16 protein-coding genes (1 of these 16 only partly in view) are annotated in these 21,307 nt (G+C 63.8%); 12 read left to right on the forward strand and 4 right to left on the reverse strand.

The features are described from left to right. The first annotated feature begins 28 nt into the window (after positions 1 to 28). Entirely contained in the window at positions 29 to 919 is an 891-nt protein-coding gene (locus AC0L2D_RS09075) for a DMT family transporter (protein WP_127387724.1), read from the forward strand. 142 nt (positions 920 to 1,061) lie between these two features. After that, positions 1,062 to 1,580, forward strand: a complete 519-nt coding sequence (locus AC0L2D_RS09080) for a flavin reductase family protein (RefSeq protein ID WP_013529455.1) — start codon at positions 1,062 to 1,064, stop codon at positions 1,578 to 1,580. A 2-nt stretch (positions 1,581 to 1,582) separates the two neighbouring features. On the opposite strand, the gene ubiG is transcribed toward AC0L2D_RS09080, so the two are convergent. After that, positions 1,583 to 2,332, reverse strand: coding sequence for a bifunctional 2-polyprenyl-6-hydroxyphenol methylase/3-demethylubiquinol 3-O-methyltransferase UbiG (gene ubiG, locus AC0L2D_RS09085; protein ID WP_013529456.1), 750 nt, complete (start codon positions 2,330 to 2,332; stop codon positions 1,583 to 1,585). Positions 2,333 to 2,618: 286 nt separating this feature from the next. Between ubiG and AC0L2D_RS09090 the strand changes: the two genes are divergently transcribed. Further along, positions 2,619 to 3,188: a putative glycolipid-binding domain-containing protein gene (locus tag AC0L2D_RS09090; protein WP_084015620.1), complete on the forward strand. Its 570-nt coding sequence runs from the start codon at positions 2,619 to 2,621 to the stop codon at positions 3,186 to 3,188. Positions 3,189 to 3,199: 11 nt separating this feature from the next. Here AC0L2D_RS09090 and AC0L2D_RS09095 read toward each other — a convergent pair whose 3' ends face one another. After that, positions 3,200 to 5,056, reverse strand: coding sequence for a CHASE3 domain-containing protein (locus AC0L2D_RS09095; protein ID WP_473540851.1), 1,857 nt, complete (start codon positions 5,054 to 5,056; stop codon positions 3,200 to 3,202). A 258-nt stretch (positions 5,057 to 5,314) separates the two neighbouring features. Between AC0L2D_RS09095 and AC0L2D_RS09100 the strand changes: the two genes are divergently transcribed. From AC0L2D_RS09100 to AC0L2D_RS09135, 8 genes are all read left to right on the forward strand, one after another. Continuing rightward, positions 5,315 to 6,568, forward strand: a complete 1,254-nt coding sequence (locus AC0L2D_RS09100) for an aspartate kinase (protein WP_013529459.1) — start codon at positions 5,315 to 5,317, stop codon at positions 6,566 to 6,568. An 83-nt stretch (positions 6,569 to 6,651) separates the two neighbouring features. Further along, positions 6,652 to 8,922 carry a phosphoenolpyruvate--protein phosphotransferase gene (ptsP, locus tag AC0L2D_RS09105; RefSeq protein WP_063169068.1) on the forward strand — a complete coding sequence of 757 codons (2,271 nt, stop codon included), beginning with the start codon at positions 6,652 to 6,654 and terminating at the stop codon, positions 8,920 to 8,922. 10 nt (positions 8,923 to 8,932) lie between these two features. Continuing rightward, positions 8,933 to 10,012: a peptide chain release factor 1 gene (prfA, locus tag AC0L2D_RS09110; RefSeq protein WP_013529461.1), complete on the forward strand. Its 1,080-nt coding sequence runs from the start codon at positions 8,933 to 8,935 to the stop codon at positions 10,010 to 10,012. After that, the gene (gene prmC, locus AC0L2D_RS09115; RefSeq protein WP_027163520.1) at positions 10,005 to 10,877 is read left to right on the forward strand and encodes a peptide chain release factor N(5)-glutamine methyltransferase; all 873 of its coding nucleotides are present in this window, start codon (positions 10,005 to 10,007) and stop codon (positions 10,875 to 10,877) included. Before prfA ends, prmC begins: the two co-directional genes overlap by 8 nt. Before the next feature lie 303 nt (positions 10,878 to 11,180). After that, positions 11,181 to 12,125, forward strand: coding sequence for a DUF4167 domain-containing protein (locus AC0L2D_RS09120; RefSeq protein WP_473540852.1), 945 nt, complete (start codon positions 11,181 to 11,183; stop codon positions 12,123 to 12,125). A 219-nt stretch (positions 12,126 to 12,344) separates the two neighbouring features. Further along, positions 12,345 to 14,951, forward strand: a complete 2,607-nt coding sequence (gene clpB / locus AC0L2D_RS09125; protein ID WP_013529464.1) for an ATP-dependent chaperone ClpB — start codon at positions 12,345 to 12,347, stop codon at positions 14,949 to 14,951. Between the two features lie 59 nt (positions 14,952 to 15,010). Continuing rightward, positions 15,011 to 15,376, forward strand: coding sequence for an MmcQ/YjbR family DNA-binding protein (locus AC0L2D_RS09130; protein ID WP_473540853.1), 366 nt, complete (start codon positions 15,011 to 15,013; stop codon positions 15,374 to 15,376). Between the two features lie 150 nt (positions 15,377 to 15,526). After that, entirely contained in the window at positions 15,527 to 17,032 is a 1,506-nt protein-coding gene (locus AC0L2D_RS09135; protein ID WP_013529466.1) for a L,D-transpeptidase family protein, read from the forward strand. Here the strand turns inward: AC0L2D_RS09135 and AC0L2D_RS09140 are convergent. Continuing rightward, positions 17,006 to 17,638 (reverse strand): TMEM175 family protein, encoded by a 633-nt coding sequence (locus AC0L2D_RS09140; protein WP_063169065.1) that lies wholly within the window; start codon positions 17,636 to 17,638, stop codon positions 17,006 to 17,008. The genes AC0L2D_RS09135 and AC0L2D_RS09140 overlap by 27 nt on opposite strands. Before the next feature lie 151 nt (positions 17,639 to 17,789). Between AC0L2D_RS09140 and AC0L2D_RS09145 the strand changes: the two genes are divergently transcribed. Then, a complete protein-coding gene (locus AC0L2D_RS09145; protein ID WP_063173134.1) occupies positions 17,790 to 19,349 on the forward strand; it encodes an MFS transporter in 1,560 nt (519 codons plus the stop codon). A 6-nt stretch (positions 19,350 to 19,355) separates the two neighbouring features. On the opposite strand, the gene AC0L2D_RS09150 is transcribed toward AC0L2D_RS09145, so the two are convergent. Next, positions 19,356 to 21,307, reverse strand: the 3' portion of a protein-coding gene (locus AC0L2D_RS09150; RefSeq protein WP_063173803.1) for a M23 family metallopeptidase. 10 nt of this gene lie beyond the right edge of the window; 1,952 of the gene's 1,962 nt are visible here — the last part of the coding sequence; its start codon lies off the right edge, out of view; it ends in the stop codon at positions 19,356 to 19,358.

Here is a 21,307-nt window from a genome sequence, read left to right on the forward strand (position 1 = left end):
CCAAGAGCCGCGCTACAGGATTCGGTCAATGAAGCTTCTCTGGGATTCGGCGCTCGGCCTGCTGGTCGTCACCGGCGGCCTGCTCGGCCTGACGCTGCCGTTCGGCAAGCTCGCCACGGCTGCCGGCGTGCCGGCCATGGTCTGGGCCTTCGTCATCTCGCTCGGCGCCGGCGGGGTCTTGCTGTGCATGCTCTTGGCTCGCGGCAAGCGGGTCCGGCTCACCGCGCACAAATTGCGCTATTTCTTCGTCACCGCCGCGGTGTCCTATGCTGTCCCCAATCTCCTGATGTTCTCGGCCATCCCGCATCTGGGCGCCGGCTACACCGGCATCATGTTCACCCTGTCGCCGGTCATCACGCTGGTGTTCTCGATCCTGCTGCGTGTCCGGCGCCCCAACATGCTGGGCATTGTCGGCATCGCCGTCGGCTTCGTCGGCGCCGTCATGGTCGCGGTGACGCGCGGCGAGGCCGGCCAGCCGGCCGATTTGTTCTGGGTGGCGATGGGGTTGCTCATCCCGGTCAGCCTTGCCGCCGGCAACATCTATCGCACGGTCGACTGGCCGGACGGTACCGGCCCGATCGAGCTTGCCGTCGGCAGCCATCTGGCGTCGGCGGCGATGCTGCTTGCCGGCATTCTCCTCCTGTTCGGCGGCGAAGCTTTCGTCCCACTCGGCGGCGTGCCGCTGGTCGTCGTCGCGCAGGTCGCGTCGGCATCGGCGATGTTCGCGTTCTTCTTCCGGCTGCAGGCGGTCGGCGGTCCGGTCTATCTCAGCCAGATCGGTTATGTGGCGGCGGCCGTCGGCCTGTTTGCCGGAACCCTCTTCCTCGGCGAGCACTATCAACTGCTGACCTGGGCAGGCGCGCTCATCATCACCGCCGGCGTGTTCATCACCACCAGGGCACAAAGCCAGAAGGCGTGAGCGGTCGCAGGGGATCCGAACTGCCTTCGCGCCTGGAGCCGATCTCACCTGAATTTGTATCCAGATCTGCTTTATCTTCTTGTTTGAGCGTGGTCTTTTCCGAGGACCTTGCCCTTTTTGGAATCGTGCTCTGGAGCAAGCCATGACCGAACCGAAGACATCCGAGGGGACTGCCGTCGATGTAGCGGATTTTCGCGCCGCGATGCGGCTGATCGTCGGCAATGTCAGCGTCATCACCGCCGGCACCGGGGAGGACCGCTCCGGCCTGGTGGTCATTTCGGTCGTCTCGCTGTCGGCCGAGCCGCCCAAGGTGATCGCCTGCGTCAACCGGTCATCGTCGACCTGGCCGGTGATCGAACGCTACCGGCATTTCGGCGTCAACTCGCTTGGCCCCCAGCATCAGCGCGTGGCCGAGCGGTTCTCCGGCTTCGGCGGCATCAAGGGCAAGGACCGCTATGAGGGCGCCGAATGGGTGACGCTCAAGACCGGAGCTTTGCTGCTTTCGGATGCGGTGGCCGCATTCGACTGCAGCCTCGATGAAATGATCGATCGCGGAACGCATTCCATCGTCATCGGTTCGGTTGAGGCCGTGCGCACGTCCGATGCCGGCCAGGCGCTGATCTACTGGCGCGGCGGCTACAGGCCGCTGAATTCTGAATAAGGTCAGACCGAGCCTTTTTCCGCCAGGACCATGTAGTTGACGTCCATGTCCTTCGACCGCGCCCAGCGGTCGGCCAGCGGATTGTAGGTGACGCCGGTGCGGTCGATGATGGTCAGGCCGGCGCCGGCAAGCGCCTTTTCGAGCTCTTCCGGGCGCACCAGCTTGCCGAACTGGTGGGTGCCGCGCGGCAGCCAGCGCAGCACATATTCGGCGCCGATGATTGCTAAGCCCAGCGCCTTCAGCGTGCGGTTGATGGTGGCCACGAACATGATGCCGCCGGGCCGCACCATCTCGCCGCATTTGGCGACGAACAGGTCGATGTCGGCGACATGCTCGACCACTTCCATGTTGAGGATGACGTCGAATTTCTCGCCGGCGTCGGCAAGGTCCTCGGCCGTCGTGGCGCGATAGTCGACGCTGACATTGCCTTCGGCGGCGTGCAGCTTGGCCACTTCGATGTTGGTTTCGGAGGCATCCGCGCCCACAACCTCGGCGCCAAGCCGCGCCATCGGCTCGCACAAAAGTCCGCCGCCGCAACCGATGTCGAGGATGCGCAGTCCCTCGAAAGGCCTTGCAGCGCGTGGGTCACGGCCGAAGCGCGTCGCTATCTGGTCGCGGATATAGGCCAGCCGGACCGGATTGAATTTGTGCAGGGGACGGAACTTGCCGTTCGGGTTCCACCATTCGGCGGCAAGGGCGGAAAAGCGTTCCACTTCTCCGGCATCGATCGTCGATCGTCGGGGCTCTGGCATAGGTTGGTCTCCTCGACACTACAGCGCCGCGCGTCCTCTTGGACGCGCAAAGGACGCTGTAGCACTTTAGATTCTGCGCATGATCCTTTCCGAAATCGACTTCGATTTCGGGGCCATGCGCTAGGAAGTCGGGCGTGAAGCCGCGAATGTCAAGGCAACAATTTTCCTCTGCCGGCAGGGAGCCGGATTCTGTCAGGGCATGTCAGCTGGAGTGCGCCGCGGTGAAACACAATTGGCCTGGCGGGCGAAGGAACACATCATCGTTTTGAACTCGAAGGAGGTGACGATGACAGCAATGACGGCTTCGATCCTCTGGCATCGGCTGGACGTGGAGGGGCATGATGCCTGTCTGCTTGCGCAGACCGATGGCGGGCACAGCCTCAAGGGACAAGCCATCTTCATCCAGGACGGCAAGCCGTGCTGCCTCGCCTACGGGGTGGATTGCGATGCCGGCTGGCACACACGGGCGGCGCTTGTCGAAGGCTTTCTCGGCACGCGCCAGCTGCATTATGCGATCGAACGCGATTTCAACGGCCAGTGGACGCTGAACGGCGAAGTCCAGCAGGGTGTCGACGGTCTTGTCGACGTCGATCTTGGCTTCACACCGGCATCGAACCTGCTGGCGATCCGCCGGTATGGCCTCGGGATCGGCGAAGCGTCGCCTGCCCCGGCCGCCTACCTGACTTTCCCTGAACTGAGGCTGGTGCGCCTCGATCAGACCTATCGGCGTCTCGACACGGTTCGCTATGCCTATGCCGCGCCGGTGTTCGGCTATGACGAGACCCTCAACGTCTCGCCGCACGGCTTCGTTGTCGACTATCCCGGCCTTTGGAGACGCGCGGCTGCGTCAGGCTGAAGCGATTGTGATCAGCCCGCTGCGACCTGCGTCGTGCCAAGCACGTCACGCAGTTTCGCTGCCAGTTGCTCGATGGTGAAGGGCTTGGCGAGGAAATGCACGTCGTGGTCGAGCACGCCGTTGTGGACCACGGCGTTCCTGGTGAAGCCGGTGGTGAAGATCACCTTCAGCAGCGGCATGCGGGCAACGGCCTCTTCCGCCAGCTTGCGGCCGTTCATGACGGGCATGACGATGTCGGTGAACAGCAGGGCGACCTTCGGGTTTTCCGCCAGTTTCTGCAACGCTTCCTCGCCACTCGCGGCATCAATGACGGTGTATCCGAGTTCGCGTATGGCCTCGGTGGTGGAGACCCGCACGCGGGCATCATCCTCGACGACAAGGATCGTTTCGGCGACCGGTGCGGCGGGGTTGTCGCCGCGCCCGGTGGGCACGGCCGGCTCTTCGGCGCCGAAATACCGCGGCAAGTAGATCTTGATTGTCGTGCCTTCGCCGGGCTCGGAATAGATGTTGACGTGGCCGCCCGACTGTTTGACGAAGCCGAACACCTGGCTCAATCCAAGGCCGGTGCCCTTGTTGACCGGCTTGGTGGTGAAGAAGGGTTCGAAGGCCTTGGCCATGACATCGGGGGTCATGCCCGAACCGGTATCGCTGACGGCGATCATCACATACTGGCCGGCCGCGACTTCGGCATGGGCGGCGGCGTAGCTGTCGTCGAGATGGCTGTTGGCGGTCTCGATGGTCAGCTTGCCGTCATCGCCCATGGCGTCGCGGGCGTTGACGGCCAGGTTGAGAACGGCGTTCTCGATCTGGCTCGGGTCGGCATGGGTTTTCCACAAGCCTCCCGCCAGCACCGTTTCGATGCGGATGGTTTCGCCGAGTGCCCTACGGATCAGGTCGGACATCCCGGTCAGCAGGCGGTTGGCGTCGACGATCTGCGGCGCCAGCGGCTGCTGACGCGAGAAGGCGAGCAGCCGGGCCGTCAGATTGGCGGCACGGGTCGCGGCATCGATCGCCGCGTCGATGAATTGTGCGATGTCGTGCTCGCCGCGCGCCAGCTTGCGCTGGGCGAGGTTCATGGCGCTGATGATCACCGCCAGCATGTTGTTGAAGTCGTGGGCGATGCCGCCTGTAAGCTGGCCGACTGCCTCCATCTTGTGCATCTGGCGGATCTGGGATTCTGCCTTTTCACGTGTCTCGATCTCACTGCCGAGCGCGACGTTCTTGCGCACCAACTCCTCCTGGGCGACGACCACCTCAAGGAAGCGGCGGCGCGATTCCCTGATCGCGTAGCCGGCAAGCAGGAAGATCGCCAGCAGTGCCGCCACCGAACCGATGCGTAGCCAGGTCTCGACCTGGTCGGTATGCGCGTCGCGCGCGGCGACGGCTGCGGCGCTGATGCGTCGGACCGTATCCATGCTGGTTCGGATTTCGTCCATGACTGCCTTGCCCTGGCCGCTGCGAATCAGATCCAGCGCTTTCGTCGCATTGCCCTGGTCGTACAGGGCAATCGTCTCGGCCAGTTCAGCCTGCTTTTGCGAAAGCGCGTCCTTGATGTGGTTGATCGGCTGGACGAACTGGTCGTCGGGGGCGGTCAAGCTGTCGATACGGGCAAGTTGCCCCGGAATGGCGCCGACAGCGCTCCGATAGGGTTCGAGATAGGATTTCTGGCCGGTCAGCAGGTAGCCACGCTGGCCGTTCTCGGCTTCCTGTGCCAGAGAAAGCAGACCCGAAAGCAATTGCTGATATTCGATTGCCTCGCGCGCGGCGGCGCGGTTGGCCCGCTGTTCTTCGACCAGCATGGCACGGCTGCCGACAATAAGCGCCAGCACCGCAAAGCCTGCGACAAGCGGGAGCGATTGCCATCGCATGGCACGTCGAAACCGAGCAATCATCATCTGCTATGCCGAACCAAAAGAATTCCCCGCAGGCAGCATTTCGTAGGCGGCGCCGGGGCGGAAGGCAATATGCCGGCTTCTGGAGCCGGCAATTGGCCGCCAGCCTTGCGAAACCTTCGTCATTTGGCTAAGGAGGCCGCGCATTCAGCGGCCGGCGTCAGCCGGCCTTCCGCTTTTCGGGATTCCGGCTTTTGGCTGGGATCCGGCTTCAGTCAAAGGCATTTCGCTCCCATGGCGCGCATCGTGATGAAATTCGGCGGAACCTCCGTCGCCGACATCGCCCGCATCCGCAACGTGGCGCGTCACGTCAAACGCGAGGTCGACGCCGGCCATGAGGTGGCGGTGGTCGTTTCGGCGATGGCCGGGAAGACCAACGAACTGGTCGGCTGGACGCGCGAGGCCTCGCCGATGCATGACGCACGCGAATATGATGCGGTCGTCGCTTCCGGCGAGCAGGTCACGGCCGGCCTGCTGGCCATCACTTTGCAGAACATGGGCGTGCACGCCCGCTCCTGGCAGGGCTGGCAGATCCCGATCAAGACCGATAATGCGCATGGGGCGGCGCGCATCCTCGATATTGACGGTGCGTTCCTGATCAAGCGCTTCGGCGAGGGCCAGGTGGCGGTGATTGCCGGGTTCCAGGGCATCGGCCCGGACAATCGTATTGCCACGCTCGGCCGCGGCGGCTCCGACACCAGTGCTGTCGCCATCGCCGCGGCGGTCAAAGCCGATCGCTGTGACATCTACACCGATGTCGACGGGGTCTACACCACCGATCCACGCATCGAGCCCAAGGCGCGGCGGCTGGCCAAGATCTCGTTCGAGGAAATGCTTGAAATGGCCTCGCTCGGCGCCAAGGTTCTGCAGGTGCGTTCGGTCGAGCTTGCCATGGTGCACAGGGTGCGTACCTTCGTGCGGTCGTCCTTCGACGATCCCGATGCGCCCGGAATGGGGGATTTGCTCAATCCGCCCGGAACGCTCATTTGCGACGAGGAAGAGATCGTGGAACAGCAGGTCGTCACCGGAATTGCCTACGCCAAGGACGAAGCGCAGATTTCACTGCGCCGGGTCGGCGACCGGCCGGGCGTTGCCGCCGGCATCTTCGGGCCGCTGGCCGAGGCCAACATCAATGTCGACATGATCGTCCAGAACATTTCCGAGGACGGCAAGTTCACCGACATGACCTTTACCGTGCCGTCGGGCGATGTCGACAAGGCGCTGGCCGTGCTTGAACGCCTCAAGGCCTCGATCGGCTACGATGTCGTGCAGTCGGAAGCCGGCATGTCGAAGGTTTCGGTCATCGGCATCGGCATGAGGAGCCATGCCGGCGTCGCCGCCACCGCTTTCAAGGCGCTGGCCGACAAATCGATCAACATCCGCGCCATCACGACCTCGGAGATCAAGATTTCGATCCTGATCGACGGCCCGTATACGGAACTTGCGGTTCGTACTTTGCATTCCGTCTACGGTCTGGATAAGCAGTAGCGAGAACGATTTGAGTTGTTGCGTGTGCGCCGGTCGCGGTGGAAACTGCGGCGGGCAGAATGCCCATTGGAGAACAAGCCGCGATGCGTGATCAGGCCAGTGGCCCGCGCGTTTTGCTCAAACGGCTCCGCGAGCTCATGCAGGAGCCGCTGGAGCCGCAGGAGCGGCTTGACCGGATTGTGCGCGACATCGCCTCCAACATGGTCGCGGAAGTCTGCTCGCTCTATGTGCTGCGCGCCGATTCGGTGCTCGAACTCTACGCCACCGAAGGCCTGAACCCGAACGCCGTCCATTTGGCGCAGTTGCGGCTGGGCCAAGGCCTGGTCGGCACCATCGCCGCCAGCGCGCGGCCGCTCAACCTGTCCAATGCGCAGGAACACCCTGCCTTCGCCTACCTGCCGGAGACCGGGGAAGAGATCTACAACTCGTTCCTGGGCGTGCCGGTGTTGCGGGCAGGGCGCACGCTGGGCGTGCTGGTGGTGCAGAACAAGACCATGCGCCACTACCGCGACGACGAGGTCGAGGCGCTGGAAACCACGGCGATGGTGATCGCCGAGATGATCGCCACCGGCGATCTGGCGCGGCTGACCCGGCCCGGCCTCGAACTCGATCTGCGCCGTCCTGTCAGCTTCACCGGCCTGTCCTTCAATGAAGGCGTCGGGCTTGGCCATGTCGTGCTGCACGAGCCGCGCATCGTCGTCACCAATCTGTTCAACGAGGACAGCGAGGAAGAGGTTCGCCGGTTGGAGACCTCACTCAGCTCGCTCAGGCTGTCCATCGACGACATGCTGGAACGCCGCGACGTCGCCTTCGAGGGCGAGCATCGCCAGGTGCTGGAAGCCTATCGCATGTTCGCCAACGATCGCGGCTGGGTGCGACGGCTGGAAGAGGCGATCCGCAACGGCCTGACGGCCGAAGCGGCGGTGGAAAAGGTGCAGAGCGACATGCGCGCCCGCATGCTGCACATGACCGATCCCTATCTGCGCGAGCGGATGAGCGATTTCGACGACCTCGCCAACCGCCTGCTGCGCCAGCTGATGGGGCGCGGGCCGGAAGATGTCGCGGCATCGCTGCCTAAGGACGCCATCATCGTCGCCCGTTCGATGGGGGCTGCCGAACTGCTCGATTATCCCCGCGACAAGATGCGCGGGCTGGTGCTCGAGGACGGTGCAGCGACCAGCCACGTCGTCATCGTCGCGCGTGCCATGGGCATCCCCGTCGCCGGCCAGATGAAGGGCGCTGTTTCCATGGCGGAAAACGGCGATGCCATCATCGTCGACGGCGAGGAGGGCGTGATCCATTTGCGGCCGCAGCCCGATCTCGAAGCTGCTTATGCCGAAAAAGTGCGTTTCAGGGCGCGCCGGCAAGAGGTCTACCGCGAACTGCGCAAGAAGCCGTCGACGACCAGGGATGGTGTCCAGGTCGATTTGCTGATGAATGCCGGTCTTGCCGTCGACCTGCCGCAGCTTGCCGAAGCGGGTGCGGCCGGCATCGGTCTGTTCCGTACCGAATTGCAATTCATGGTCGCTTCCACCTTTCCCCGGGCCGAGGCCCAGGAAAAGCTCTACCGCGACGTGCTCGAAGCGGCGCGCGGCAAGCCCGTCACCTTCCGCACCATCGACATTGGCGGCGACAAGGTGCTGCCCTATTTCAAGGGCGCGATCCAGGAAGAGAACCCGGCGCTTGGCTGGCGGGCGATCCGCCTGACGCTCGACCGGCCGGGCCTGCTGCGCACCCAGATCCGCGCTTTGCTCAAGGCCAGCGGCGGCCGCGAATTGAAGCTGATGCTGCCGATGGTGACCGAGCTCGGCGAGATTACCCAGGCGCGCGAGATCATCGACCGCGAGGTGCGGCATTTGTCGCGCTTTGCCCATCATTTGCCGACCAGCCTGAAGCTGGGGGCGATGCTTGAAGTGCCGTCGCTGCTGTTCCAACTCGATGAATTGATGAAAGCGGTCGATTTCGTCTCGGTCGGTTCGAACGATTTGTTCCAGTTCGTCATGGCCGTCGACCGCGGCAACACGCAACTGGCCAACCGCTTCGACACGCTGTCGGCACCCTTCTTGCGCGTCCTCAAGCAGATCGCCGATGCCGGCGTCCGCAATCACACGCCGGTGACGCTGTGCGGCGAACTCGCCGGCAAGCCGATCTCGGCGATGGCGTTGATCGGACTCGGTTTCCGCTCAATCTCGATGTCGCCGGCCTCGATCGGGCCGGTCAAGGCGATGCTGACGGAACTGCCGCTGGACGAATTGAAGGCGTTTTTCGACGACAATCTGATGGCTCCGGCACAGGGCCTGCCGATGCGGGCGCTGCTGCAGGCCTTTGCCGACGACCGTTCGATCCCGTTATAGCAGCCTCATCATGGTCAATTTGCCCCGCGATCGTATGGATCAAGTCGTCAAGCGTTTCGAGATGCTCGAAGCGCAGATGTCGGCCGGCCCGGCGCCGGACGCCTATGTGCGGATGGCGTCCGAATATGCCGAAATCCAGGACATGGTGGCCAAGGTCAGGGCGCTGCGCGCGGCCGAGCATGAACAGGCCGACCTCGAAGCCATGCTTGCCGACAGGGGCACCGACGCCGAGATGCGGGCGCTGGCCGAGGCCGAGCTGCCAGGGGTCGAGGACCGCATCGAGGCGCTGCAGAAGGACATTCAGATCCTGCTGTTGCCCAGGGATGCCGCCGACGACAAGAACGCCATTCTCGAAATCCGCGCCGGCACCGGCGGCGATGAGGCCGCGCTCTTCGCCGGCGACCTGTTTCGCATGTACGAACGCTACGCCGCCGAACGCGGCTGGCGTTTCGAGACCGCCTCGGCCAGCGATGGCGATGCCGGCGGCTACAAGGAAATCATCGCCACGGTGTCGGGCAAGGGCGTCTTTGCGCATCTGAAATTCGAATCCGGCGTGCACCGCGTACAGCGCGTGCCGGCGACCGAGGCCAGCGGGCGCATCCACACGTCGGCGGCAACCGTCGCGGTGCTGCCCGAAGCCGAAGAGGTCGACATCGACATCAGGGCCGAAGACATCCGCATCGACACGATGCGCGCCTCGGGTTCGGGCGGCCAGCACGTCAACACCACCGATTCGGCGGTCCGCATCACCCATCTGCCGACCGGCATCATGGTCGTGCAGGCTGAGAAATCGCAGCACCAGAACCGCGCCAAGGCGATGCAGATCCTGCGCGCCCGCCTCTATGATCTCGAACGCGGCAAGGCCGACGAAGAGCGCTCCGAATCGCGCAAGTCACAGGTCGGCTCCGGTGACCGCTCGGAACGCATTCGCACCTATAATTTCCCGCAAGGGCGCGTCACCGACCATCGCATCAATTTGACGCTCTACAAGCTCGACCGGGTGATGATGGGCGAACTCGACGAGATCATCAACGCGCTGATCGCCGATCATCAGTCCAAGCTGCTCGCCGACATCGGCATCGATGACTGACCTGCCCAACGCGCTCGGGCCGCTGCTGCGGGAAGCGCGGGCTCGGCTCGGCAGCACCGTCGACGACCCGGCGCTCGATGCGAGGCTGATCGTCGAGCATTTTTCGGGCACGACGCGCACGCAAGCCATTGCGGACCCCGAACGCAGGGTCGGCGCCGGCGCTGTTGCCGAAATCGATGCCGCCTTGAGACGCCGCGCCGGCGGCGAACCTGTGCATCGCATCCTCGGCTATCGTGAATTCTACGGTTTGCGCCTGTCGCTGTCGCCGGAAACGCTGGAACCGCGGCCGGATACCGAAACGCTGGTCGAGGCGATATTGCCCTTCGTCAAGGCGGTTGCGACGCAGGAAGGCGAGTGTCGCATCCTCGATCTTGGCACCGGCACCGGCGCCATTGCGCTGGCGCTGCTCAGCGTCGTGCCGACGGCTAATGCCACCGGCGTCGATCTGTCCGCGGGTGCGCTGGCGACGGCGGCCCGCAATGCCGGGCAACTGGGCCTTGCGGGCCGGTTCACGGCGCTGCAGTCGGACTGGTTCGAAAAAGTTTCCGGCCGGTACCATGTAATTGTCGCAAACCCTCCCTATATATCCTCCGAAGACATTGGAAATCTGCAGGACGAAGTCCGCAATTTCGATCCGCGCCTAGCCCTGGATGGCGGCGCGGACGGTCTGAACCCCTACAGAACCATCGCTGCGGAAGCGGCAAGGTTTTTGGAAATTGAAGGCAGAATTGCGGTCGAGATCGGCCATACGCAACGCAACGAGGTCTGCGAGATATTCACTGCAGCCGGCTACGTGCCGGGCAGTGTTTTCCGTGACCTCGGTGGAAACGACAGGGTTATTGTCTTTGAAAGGATAAAGCCTTGACGCAGTGCAAAAAAGCGCTTGGCAATGCCGGGGAATGCGGCTAGGGTCGCCTTAACCGGATGAGACGAAGCAGGCAGTGCTCTTAGCGATTCGGTTTTCCTTGGAAATAGCTGCCTTCTTGCGCAAACGATGCCCAAGCTTCGTGCGGGAATCGTCCGGCAAGTGATGTAACCGGAACAGGATGACACGTGGCGCCAACGCAATCGATGCGGGCGAACGCCGGTGAAGAGACGAAACGGCTGGCTGCATGAGCGCCTCCGTTCGTGAAGAGTTTTTCGAAAATTTCAAAATGAAGAGAGTTTGATGAGGCCACAACAGCAGAACAGGCGCATGCGCGGTCGCAACAACAATGGCGGCGGCGGTGGTAACAATAACAACAATAACAACAACAACCGCAAGGGGCCTAATCCCCTGACGCGCAACTACGAGAGCAATGGCCCGGACGTGAAGATCCGCGGTTCGGCTCAGCAGATCGCCGAAAAATACGCCACCCTTGCCCGTGATTCACACAGCTCCGGCGACCGGGTCATGGCGGAGAACTATCTCCAGCACGCCGAGCATTACAATCGCATCATTGCGGCCGCACAGGCGCAGATGCCAATCCAGAACACGCAGCAGAATCGCGATGATTTCGACGATGACGGCGATGAGGACCGCGACGATTTCGACAATAGCGGCAACAACAGCAACGCTGCTTCCGACGTCCAGATCCCGGTGGTCAACCATGGCGCCGGCCCGCAGCCGGTTATCGAAGGTACGCCGGCCGAGGTCGCGCTGAACCGGGAAGGTGGCCGCGAGGCCCGCGATAACAATGGCGGGCGCAACAATGGCGGCCGCGACAACAATGGCGGGCGCCATCGTGATCGCCGCCCCAATGGCGGCTATGGCCAGAACGGCCAGCGCGACTTTTCATCGTCCGCCGAGCAAGGTGGTCAGCCCCAGGGCAACGAGACCCCGGTCCAGGGCGAAGCCGTTTCGCCGGCCGAATCTGTGGCGCCGGCCGAACCGGCTCCGTCGTTCGAGAACCTTTCCCCGGCAGGTCTTGCCGCCCAGGCCGAACTCAACGAGGCGGCCGCCGAAAGCGGTGCTGCCCGTCGTCCGCGTCGTCCGCGCCGCCCGCGCGTCAACGCCGATCAGGTTGATGGCGGTAGTGACAATGCCAATTCCGGGACCGACGCCGGCGAGGTGGCTGCGGCCCCGGCCGACAGCGGCAACGCCCAACCGGTCAATGTCGATATCGACAACTGACCCAACGGCATTTCAAGGCATTGAGCGGCGGAGAGAAATCTCCGCCGTTTTCGTTTGGGCGGCCGTGCAATATTATGTGGTTGCCGATATCGGGACGTCTTGAGGGTTCAGGGCCTGTGCACCATATCAGCCTCAACTGGACCCGGCTCGAATGAGCGGGTCCGTCACCGCAATCGGATCCGGTGCCGCAAAGCGGGCCGGTGATGGAAGGAGACAGATATGAACCTTGAGAAATACTCAGAGCGCGTGCGCGGCTTTATCCAGTCCGCGCAGACTATGGCGCTTTCCCGCAACCACCAGCAATTCACCCCTGAACATATCCTGAAAGTGCTCGTCGACGACGACGAGGGCTTGGCCGCGTCGCTGATCGAACGCGCCGGCGGCAACGTCCGCGACGTCAAGCTTGGCGTCGAGACGGCGCTCGAAGCGATGCCCAAGGTCGAGGGCGGCAATGGCCAGCTCTATCTGGCCCAGCCGCTGGCGAAAGTGTTTTCGACCGCCGAGGAACTGGCCAAGAAAGCCGGCGACAGTTTTGTCACGGTCGAGCGGCTCTTGCAGGCGCTCGCCATGGAAAAGTCGGCCAAGACCGCCGACATATTGGCCAAGGCCGGCGTCACCGCGCAGGCGCTCAACCAGGTCATCAACGATGTCCGCAAGGGCCGCACCGCCGATTCGGCGAGTGCCGAACAGGGCTACGACGCGCTGAAGAAATACGCGCGCGACCTGACCGCGGATGCCCGTGCCGGCAAGCTGGACCCCGTGATCGGCCGTGACGACGAGATCCGCCGCACCATCCAGGTGCTGTCGCGCCGCACCAAGAACAATCCGGTGCTGATCGGCGAACCGGGCGTCGGCAAGACGGCGATCGCCGAAGGCCTGGCACTGCGCATCGTCAATGGCGACGTACCGGAATCGCTGAAGGACAAGCAGCTGATGGCGCTCGACATGGGCGCGCTGATTGCCGGCGCCAAATATCGCGGCGAGTTCGAGGAGCGGCTGAAGGCCGTGCTCTCCGAAGTCACCTCGGCCAGCGGCAACATCATCCTGTTCATCGACGAGATGCACACGCTGGTCGGCGCCGGCAAGGCGGATGGCGCCATGGATGCGTCCAACCTGTTGAAGCCGGCGCTGGCGCGCGGCGAACTGCACTGCGTCGGCGCCACCACGCTCGACGAGTATCGCAAGCATGTCGAGAAGGATGCAGCCCTTGCCCGGCGCTTCCAGCCGGTTTTCGTCGACGAGCCGACGGTGGAAGACACCGTTTCGATCCTGCGCGGCCTGAAGGAGAAATACGAGCAGCACCACAAGGTGCGCATTTCGGATTCAGCGCTGGTGGCGGCGGCGACGCTGTCCAACCGCTACATCGCCGATCGCTTCCTGCCGGACAAGGCGATCGACCTGGTCGACGAAGCCGCATCGCGGCTGCGCATGCAGGTCGATTCCAAGCCCGAGGCGCTGGACGAGATCGATCGCCGCATCATGCAGCTCAAGATCGAGCGCGAGGCGCTGAAGGTCGAGACGGACGATGCTTCGAAGGACCGGCTCGCCCGCCTGGAAAAGGAACTCGTCGGCCTTGAGGAGGAATCGACCGAGATCACCGCCAAGTGGCAGGCCGAGAAGCAGAAGCTCGGGCTCGCCGCCGACCTGAAGAAGCAGCTCGACGAGGCGCGCAACGACCTTGCCATTGCCCAGCGCAAGGGTGAATTCCAGCGCGCCGGCGAGCTTGCCTATGGCAAGATTCCGGAACTGGAAAAGAAGCTGAAGGAGGCCGAGGCCCAGGACGGCAAAGCCGGCATGGTCGAAGAGGTGGTTACCCCCGACCACGTCGCCCATATCGTCTCGCGCTGGACCGGCATTCCGGTCGACAAGATGCTGCAGGGCGAGCGCGACAAGCTGCTGCGCATGGAAGACGAGATCGGCAAGCGCGTCGTTGGCCAGGGCGAGGCGGTGCAAGCTGTGTCGAAAGCGGTGCGCCGCGCCCGCGCGGGCCTGCAGGATCCGAACCGGCCGATCGGCTCGTTCATGTTCCTCGGACCGACGGGTGTCGGCAAGACCGAGTTGACCAAGGCGCTGGCGAGCTTCCTGTTCGACGACGAGAGCGCCATGGTGCGCATCGATATGTCGGAGTTCATGGAAAAGCACTCGGTCGCCCGGCTGATCGGCGCGCCTCCCGGCTATGTCGGCTATGAGGAAGGCGGCGCGCTGACCGAAGCGGTGCGGCGCCGGCCCTATCAGGTCGTGCTGTTCGACGAGATCGAGAAGGCGCATCCGGATGTGTTCAACGTGCTTTTGCAGGTGCTCGACGACGGCCGCCTGACCGACGGCCAGGGCCGCACGGTCGACTTCCGCAATACGCTGATCATCATGACGTCGAACCTCGGCGCCGAATATCTCGTCAACCTCACCGAGGACCAGGATGTCGATCTGGTGCGCGACGAGGTGATGAACGTCGTCAGGGCATCGTTCCGGCCGGAGTTCCTCAACCGCGTCGATGAGGTGATCCTGTTCCACCGGCTGCGCCGGCAGGATATGGGCCGCATCGTCGAGATCCAGCTCAAGCGGCTCGAGAGCCTGCTTGTCGACCGCAAGATCACGCTATCGCTGGACCAGGAGGCGGTGGATTGGCTGGCGGCCAAGGGCTACGACCCGGCCTATGGCGCGCGGCCGCTGAAGCGGGTGATGCAGAAGGAATTGCAGGACCCACTGGCGGAGAAGATCCTGCTCGGCGACATCCTCGACGGCTCGACCGTCAAGGTGACAGCCGGTTCCGACCGGCTGAATTTCCGCTCCAAACCGACGATCGTCGCGGCGGAAGCGGCAGCCTGATCCTGCGCCGCGCGTCCTTCCTGGACGCGTGGCGTTTTCATATAAAACGTGGGGCGGGGATGACACTGGACGACTACAACAGCTTCTGCGACTCGCTGCCTTCGACGACCCATGCCGTCCAGTGGGGTGGCGCCCATGTTTGGAAGGTGGGGGCCAAGGTCTTCGCGATCGGCGGCTGGGACGATGGCCAGCAGCTCTTCGTCACCTTCAAATGTTCCGATATCGCCTATGATGTGCTCAAGGAACAGCCGGGGCTACGGCCCGCACCCTATCTTGCCTCGCGCGGCATGACATGGATCCAGCGTCGGACAAGCCAGAGCATGGATGATGCCGCGCTGAAGGACTATCTGCGCGAGAGCCATCGCCTTGTCGCCCTGAAGCTTACCAGGCAGGCGCGCAAGGAATTGGGACTTGCCGAAAGCTAGCCTATATTCCTTGAGGCGCCGGAAAACCGCCATCTTCATGCCCGGTTCATGTTGGAACCATAGGATGGTGTAACTGGTTTGCTGGCGAAGGGGTTCGCCAGAAGACAATGCCGGCGGCGGCAAATTTACGGACCGGAGAATTTGGCCACCATGTTCCGCACGATCTTTGCCCTCTCGGCGCTAGCCGCCGGGCTTGTGTCTTCCGGGGCGTTCGCCGCGCCGACGACGGACAATGCGCCAAGGGTTGTCCGCGCTGCCGATACCGGGGGCATCCTTGTCGCCCAGGACGGCAATCTCGACATCTACTACGACGCCAGGGGCAACCGCGTGATCGTCGATGCCGATACCGGCAAGGTCATCGCCATCCAGCCGCCGCAGACCCGGCTCGACCGCCGCGCCTTGCGCCGCGAGACACGACTGCGCGAACTGGGCCGCGCCCCCGAAGGCGACGACCGCTACTATCTCGACGATCCGGAAGACATGGCGCGGTTCCGGCGCAAGCAGTTGGAAGAGGAAGGCCGCGTTATCCCGCCGCCGGCGGATGAGTACGATCCCTATGGGGACAATTCCGCCGAAGCCTACCCGCCGGCGCCGCAGGACGATGGCAATTACGACGACAATTATCCCGACGCGCCGCAGCCGGCTAAGCCGGGTACCATCAAGCGCCAGCCGCTGAACGAGGCCGCGATAGACCCTGCCCAGCCGACGACACCCGCCGATCAGGCGGCTCTGCCGCCAAAGGCCGGCGACAAGACCACCGTTGCCCCGGCACTTTCGCTGGGAGCGCGCCAGGATGTCGCCGCCCTTCAGGTGCTGCTCGACCGGGGTGGCGCTTCGCCTGGCGTCATCGACGGGCGTTTCGGTTCGAATGTCGACAAGGCGCTCGCCGCCTACAACCAGATCACCGGCGCCAATCTGCGATCGACCGACGCGGTCGCCATCCAGGCGGCACTTGCGCAATCCGGCGGCGATGCCTTCGCCAATTACACGATCACAGCGGAGGACGCGGCCGGTCCTTATGTCGCGTCGATCCCGGAAGACTACAGCCAGAAGGCGCAACTCGACCGCATGGGTTATACGTCGGTGACCGAGGCGCTCGCGGAGCGCTTTCACATGGACGAGAATTATCTCAAGGCGCTCAACCCGGAGGTCGATTTCAATCGTCCCGGCACGATCATCAAGGTCGCCAATTTCGGCAGGCTGGTTTCGACGCCGGTGGCGCGTATCGTCGCCGACAAGGACAAGAAAGAGGTTTTCGCCTATGACGCCGGCGGCAAACTGGTCGCGGCCTATCCCGCAACCATCGGCTCGTCGGATACGCCGTCACCGTCCGGCATACACACGGTGTCGCGCGTGGCGCTCGATCCGAACTACACCTACAATCCCAGCATCAATTTCAAGCAGGGTCAAAACGACAAGGTCCTGACCATTCCGCCGGGCCCGAACGGTCCCGTCGGTTCGGTCTGGATCGCCCTGGATAAGCCGACCTACGGCATCCACGGCACGCCCGATCCGTCGAAGATCGGCAAGACCGAGAGCCATGGCTGCGTACGCCTGACCAACTGGGATGCGCGGGAGCTGGCCAAATTGGTTTCGCCGGGCGTGACGGTGGAGTTTGTCGGCGGGCCCTCAGCCGATAACCTTGCGCAGCAGTGAACCGCGAAGCGCGGCGGCATAGACCAACTGCACGACCAGGATGAAGCCGACGCCGAGCAAGGGACTGACAAGCGAGAGTGCGGCGCCGACCGCCCACAGGATCTGTGCCTTGATGATGCGCAGATAGACCGTGCGTTTGGTTTCCGCATCGACATCCTCTGCTACGAAGCCGCTTTTCTCCGCATAACGCCAGCTCGCGAACAGCGTGACGCCGAGCGCCAGCAGATTGAGCCAGTAGACCAGCACCGCGGTTCTGAACTCGAGGAAGTCGGCCAGAAGATCGGTCGAGAAGGGCAGCAAGGCGATGAAGGCGAGAAAGCAAAGGTTCAGCGTGGCAAGCCGTCGATCGGATTTGGCGATCAGACCATGCTGCGCCTGCTGGCCAAACCAGAAGATGGTCAGCGTCAGGAAGCTCAAGGCGTAGGTCAGGAAACGCGGCGCCAGGGCGGCGATCGCAGCGAGCAGCTCGCGTTCGGAATGGATCGCCTCGTGCGCCGGCACCCTGATTTCGAGAACGATCAGGGTGAGCGCGATGGCGAATACGCCATCGGTGATCCCGACGATACGGCCGCGTCCCTCAGCCGATGCTTCAAGTGGCCGCTTCATCGATGTTTCCCCATCGGCACCTTCCGGAAACCTAGCATGGTTGCCGCCATTTGCATCTGACAGGGTGCGACCCTGGCCAAACGGCTGGTTTCAGCGACAGCAAGCCACTGGCTGGTTGTTGCCGGTGCGCCAGGGGTTTAAGCAAGGTTTCATGCATTCACCAAGTGAAGCCGCCGCCGTCCCGCTGACCAATCCGGTCACGAATGGAACGTTTTGTCCGCAGTCGCGGCGACGATTTGTGCTGGTCGCGGCAATTCTGGCCTCGGCGCTTGGCTTCATAGACGGCTCCATCCTGGCCATCGCTACACCAGCGATCCGCGTCAATCTCGGCGCAAGCCTTGCCGAGGCGCAGTGGATTTCCAATGCCTATGCCTTGACGCTCTCGGCGCTGATCCTGGCCGGGGGCGCTGCCGGCGACCGATTCGGTCTGCGCCGCGCCTTCGTGGCCGGCATTGCGCTGTTCATCCTCGCTTCGCTTGCCTGTGCGCTGGCGCCGAATGCAATTGTGCTGATCGCATTTCGCGCGTTGCAGGGCATCGGTGCGGCAATCATGGTGCCTGGCAGCCTCGCCATCATCGCCAAGGCCTACCCGAAGAAAGAACGCGGCCGCGCGATCGGCATCTGGGCGGCGGCTTCGGCGCTGACCACGGCACTTGGCCCGGTGTTCGGCGGCTTCGTGCTGTCGGCCTTCGGTGACGGCATCTGGCGGGCGATCTTCGCCATCAACCTGCCGCTGGGCTTGATTTCGATCTGGCTTCTGCTGGCCAAGGTTCCGGCCGATGCGCCGACGGAGAAACGCAGCCTGGATCTCGGCGGTGCAGCGCTCGCGACATTGGCTTTCGGTGCGCTTGCCTATGGGCTGACCTCGATGAGCGCCAGCGGCGAGGGCCTCATGGCAGGGCCGAGCATTGCCGCCGGCGTCGTATTGCTGGCTGTCTTCATCGTCTTCGAGCTTCGGCAGGGCGAGCCGATGATCGACCTCAGCCTGTTTCGCGTCGGTGCTTTCGCCGGCGCCAATGTGGCGACGTTCTTCCTCTATTTTGCGCTGTCGGCCAACCTTTTCTATCTGCCAATGCTGCTGATCGCCGGCTGGGGGCTGAGCACGGCCGAGGTCGGCTTCATCTTCCTGCCCTTGTCGGCATCGATCGCGCTTTTGTCGGGACCTGTCGGCAAGCTGTCGGACCGGATCGGACCGCGTTTTCCGATCGCCTGCGGCAGCCTGGTCGTGGCTTTTGCGTTTGCCGGGCTGGCCTTGCTCACCTACGCCGGCATCCACAATTTCTGGACGGGAACATTTCCGCTGATGGGGCTGATGGGGCTCGGCATGGCTCTGGTCGTGTCGCCCTTGTCGACCGCGATCATGACGGCGGTGGAGGACAAGGACACGGGGGCGGCCTCCGGCATCAACAATGCCGTCTCACGCATCGGCGGTCTGATCGCGGTGGCGGCGATGGGCTCGCTTGCCGCGTGGGTCTACGCGAATGCACTGGACGCGAGCGCAACGTCCGGCATCCCGGGATTTGGTGAACCGGCGCCAGCCGGGCTTGCCCCGGCCATCGATGCGACAAGGCTCGCCGCCAGCGACGCCGCGTTTGCCGCGGTTTCTTCGGTGACCGCGCTGCTTTGCCTGCTTGCGGCTGTCATCGCCTGGACGACCATTCCCGGTGATCGATTGCCATGGCCGCGACGGGCCGAAGATACGCCAGGCTGAAGCCGATCAACCGTCGATCTTGGCGCTCGCAACCTTCAGCGAATCGCTGTCTTCCTGCTTCAACAGTTCGTCGATGCGTTCGCGTTCGCGCTTGAAGGCGACGAGGTCATCGCCCTTCAGCACCTTGCCGACCGGCAGGCGGACACGCATCGGATCGACCTTGGTGCCGTTGACGATCAGCTCGTAGTGAAGATGCGGGCCGGTGGCGAGGCCGGTCTGGCCGAGGAAGCCGATGGTCTGGCCCTGGCGGACGTGCACGCCCGGTTCGATGCCTTTGGCAAAGGCGCTCTGGTGATTGTATGAGGTTTCGTAGCCATTGGCGTGGCGGATGATGATCTGCTTGCCGTAACCGCCGGCCCAGCCGACCTTCTCGACCGTGCCGTTGCCGGCGGCGATGATCGGCGTGCCGATGGGGGCTGCCCAGTCGACGCCGGTGTGCATGCGGACATAGCCGAGGATCGGATGCCTGCGGGCGCCGAACCCGGAGCGGAATTTCCCGGCGGGCAGGGGATTGCGCAACAGGAACTGCTCGGCACTCGAACCGTCCTCATCGAAATAGTCGGTGCCGCCGTCCTGCATCTGGAAGCGGTAGAAGTTGCGGGTCTGGCCGCCGAACGTCGCCGAGACGTAGAGAAGCTCGGAGCTGTCCGAGGTCTGATCGTCGCCGTCGGGCTGCGAGAACAGGACTTCGATGCGGTCGGCGGGGCTGAGGCGAGACTGGAAGTCGACGTCGGACGCCAGCAGCTTGATCAACCGCTGCGTCATCGCCTTGGACATGCCGTAGGAGTAGGCGGCGCGGTAGATGCCGTCATAGACGTTGGGCAGGTTGCCGCGCACCACCACCGGCGCCGACGAATCATCGAAGGCCGTCAGCAATTCGGGGTTCGGATCCGGTTCCTGCGCCGGCACATACTGGCCGCGATCGTTGAGCGCGATGGTGACGATGTGCTGGGTCCGGTCGTAGACGCTGGTGCGCACGACCTTGGCGGCATCGCCGTGAACCTCGAGGCCGACGCGCAGCACGGTTCCAGCCTTGAGCGCCGTCGCATTGAGCAACTTGGCGATGGCTTCGGCCATTCCGGTGGCGTCTTCCCCTGTGTAGCCCGAATCAGCAAAAGCCTCGGTGACGTCGAGATCCTTGGTGAAGGGGATGATTTCCTCGGCGAAAGCCGGCGCCTGGTCGTCAACGGTGGCTCGCGGCGCCACCGAGACGTTTTCCGGCACGATCTTGACGTCGTAGGAGCCGGCCATGCTCTCGGCAAAGGCTTCGCCGAATCGCTGCGGATCGACATAGTGGAGCGAAGCGACCTGCACGGCGCCGTCGCTGAGGTCGGTGCCGGCCTCGCGCACCACTTTTTCCACCTCGTCGGCGGAGAGGTCGCTCTTTTCGTCGAAGGAAGCCGTGTCGATCGGAAAATCGACGGTCTTCAGGCTCATCTCGCTTTCGACCTTGGCGCCGTAGATCTGGCCGGAAGCGGCCGTCGCCGGCTGGGCATTGTCGTCGCCGTCGTCGCCGAACACTTGCATCGGGTCGAAGGGGGGGTAGGCGCGGCTGGTGGTGTGGCCGGCGGCAAGGGCCATCTTGATCTGCACGAAAGGCATGGTGTGGATGACGTCGCGGTCGCCGACCTTGGTGACCATCGACACTTCCATGCGGCGGCGGTCCTTGGCCTTTGCGATCTGACGCGGCGCCACCAGCCTGGTCGTCTTGGCGACTTCGCCGGAATCTCCGTTGCCGGCAAGGCTGATCAACTCGGCGATCTCGGGTGGGGTGGCCAGCTGCTGGCGGCCGTCAAGAGCGGCGAACAGCGCCACGCCCATCAACACGCTCGAGGTCACGCCGGTGAGAAATGTTCCCGACAGCCAGCGTGCAGAAACCTCGCGCCGGTCGGGCGGGCCGCTGCGGCCATCCGCGATCAGCGGCGGCTCATTGCCGAGTTCGGCTATGACATCTTCCG

The organism is Mesorhizobium sp. WSM4833 (genome assembly GCF_055811095.1).

Coding starts and splice junctions, on each gene's coding strand:
- ubiG (WP_013529456.1), bottom strand. CDS start 2,332: ATGCCAGAGCCCCGACGATCGACGATCGATGCCGGAGAAGTGGAACGC.
- prfA (WP_013529461.1), top strand. CDS start 8,933: ATGGTCAATTTGCCCCGCGATCGTATGGATCAAGTCGTCAAGCGTTTC.
- AC0L2D_RS09080 (WP_013529455.1), top strand. CDS start 1,062: ATGACCGAACCGAAGACATCCGAGGGGACTGCCGTCGATGTAGCGGAT.
- AC0L2D_RS09135 (WP_013529466.1), top strand. CDS start 15,527: ATGTTCCGCACGATCTTTGCCCTCTCGGCGCTAGCCGCCGGGCTTGTG.
- AC0L2D_RS09100 (WP_013529459.1), top strand. CDS start 5,315: ATGGCGCGCATCGTGATGAAATTCGGCGGAACCTCCGTCGCCGACATC.
- AC0L2D_RS09075 (WP_127387724.1), top strand. CDS start 29: ATGAAGCTTCTCTGGGATTCGGCGCTCGGCCTGCTGGTCGTCACCGGC.
- clpB (WP_013529464.1), top strand. CDS start 12,345: ATGAACCTTGAGAAATACTCAGAGCGCGTGCGCGGCTTTATCCAGTCC.
- AC0L2D_RS09090 (WP_084015620.1), top strand. CDS start 2,619: ATGACAGCAATGACGGCTTCGATCCTCTGGCATCGGCTGGACGTGGAG.
- AC0L2D_RS09130 (WP_473540853.1), top strand. CDS start 15,011: ATGACACTGGACGACTACAACAGCTTCTGCGACTCGCTGCCTTCGACG.
- AC0L2D_RS09120 (WP_473540852.1), top strand. CDS start 11,181: ATGAGGCCACAACAGCAGAACAGGCGCATGCGCGGTCGCAACAACAAT.
- prmC (WP_027163520.1), top strand. CDS start 10,005: ATGACTGACCTGCCCAACGCGCTCGGGCCGCTGCTGCGGGAAGCGCGG.
- AC0L2D_RS09140 (WP_063169065.1), bottom strand. CDS start 17,638: ATGAAGCGGCCACTTGAAGCATCGGCTGAGGGACGCGGCCGTATCGTC.
- AC0L2D_RS09095 (WP_473540851.1), bottom strand. CDS start 5,056: ATGCGATGGCAATCGCTCCCGCTTGTCGCAGGCTTTGCGGTGCTGGCG.
- ptsP (WP_063169068.1), top strand. CDS start 6,652: ATGCGTGATCAGGCCAGTGGCCCGCGCGTTTTGCTCAAACGGCTCCGC.
- AC0L2D_RS09145 (WP_063173134.1), top strand. CDS start 17,790: ATGCATTCACCAAGTGAAGCCGCCGCCGTCCCGCTGACCAATCCGGTC.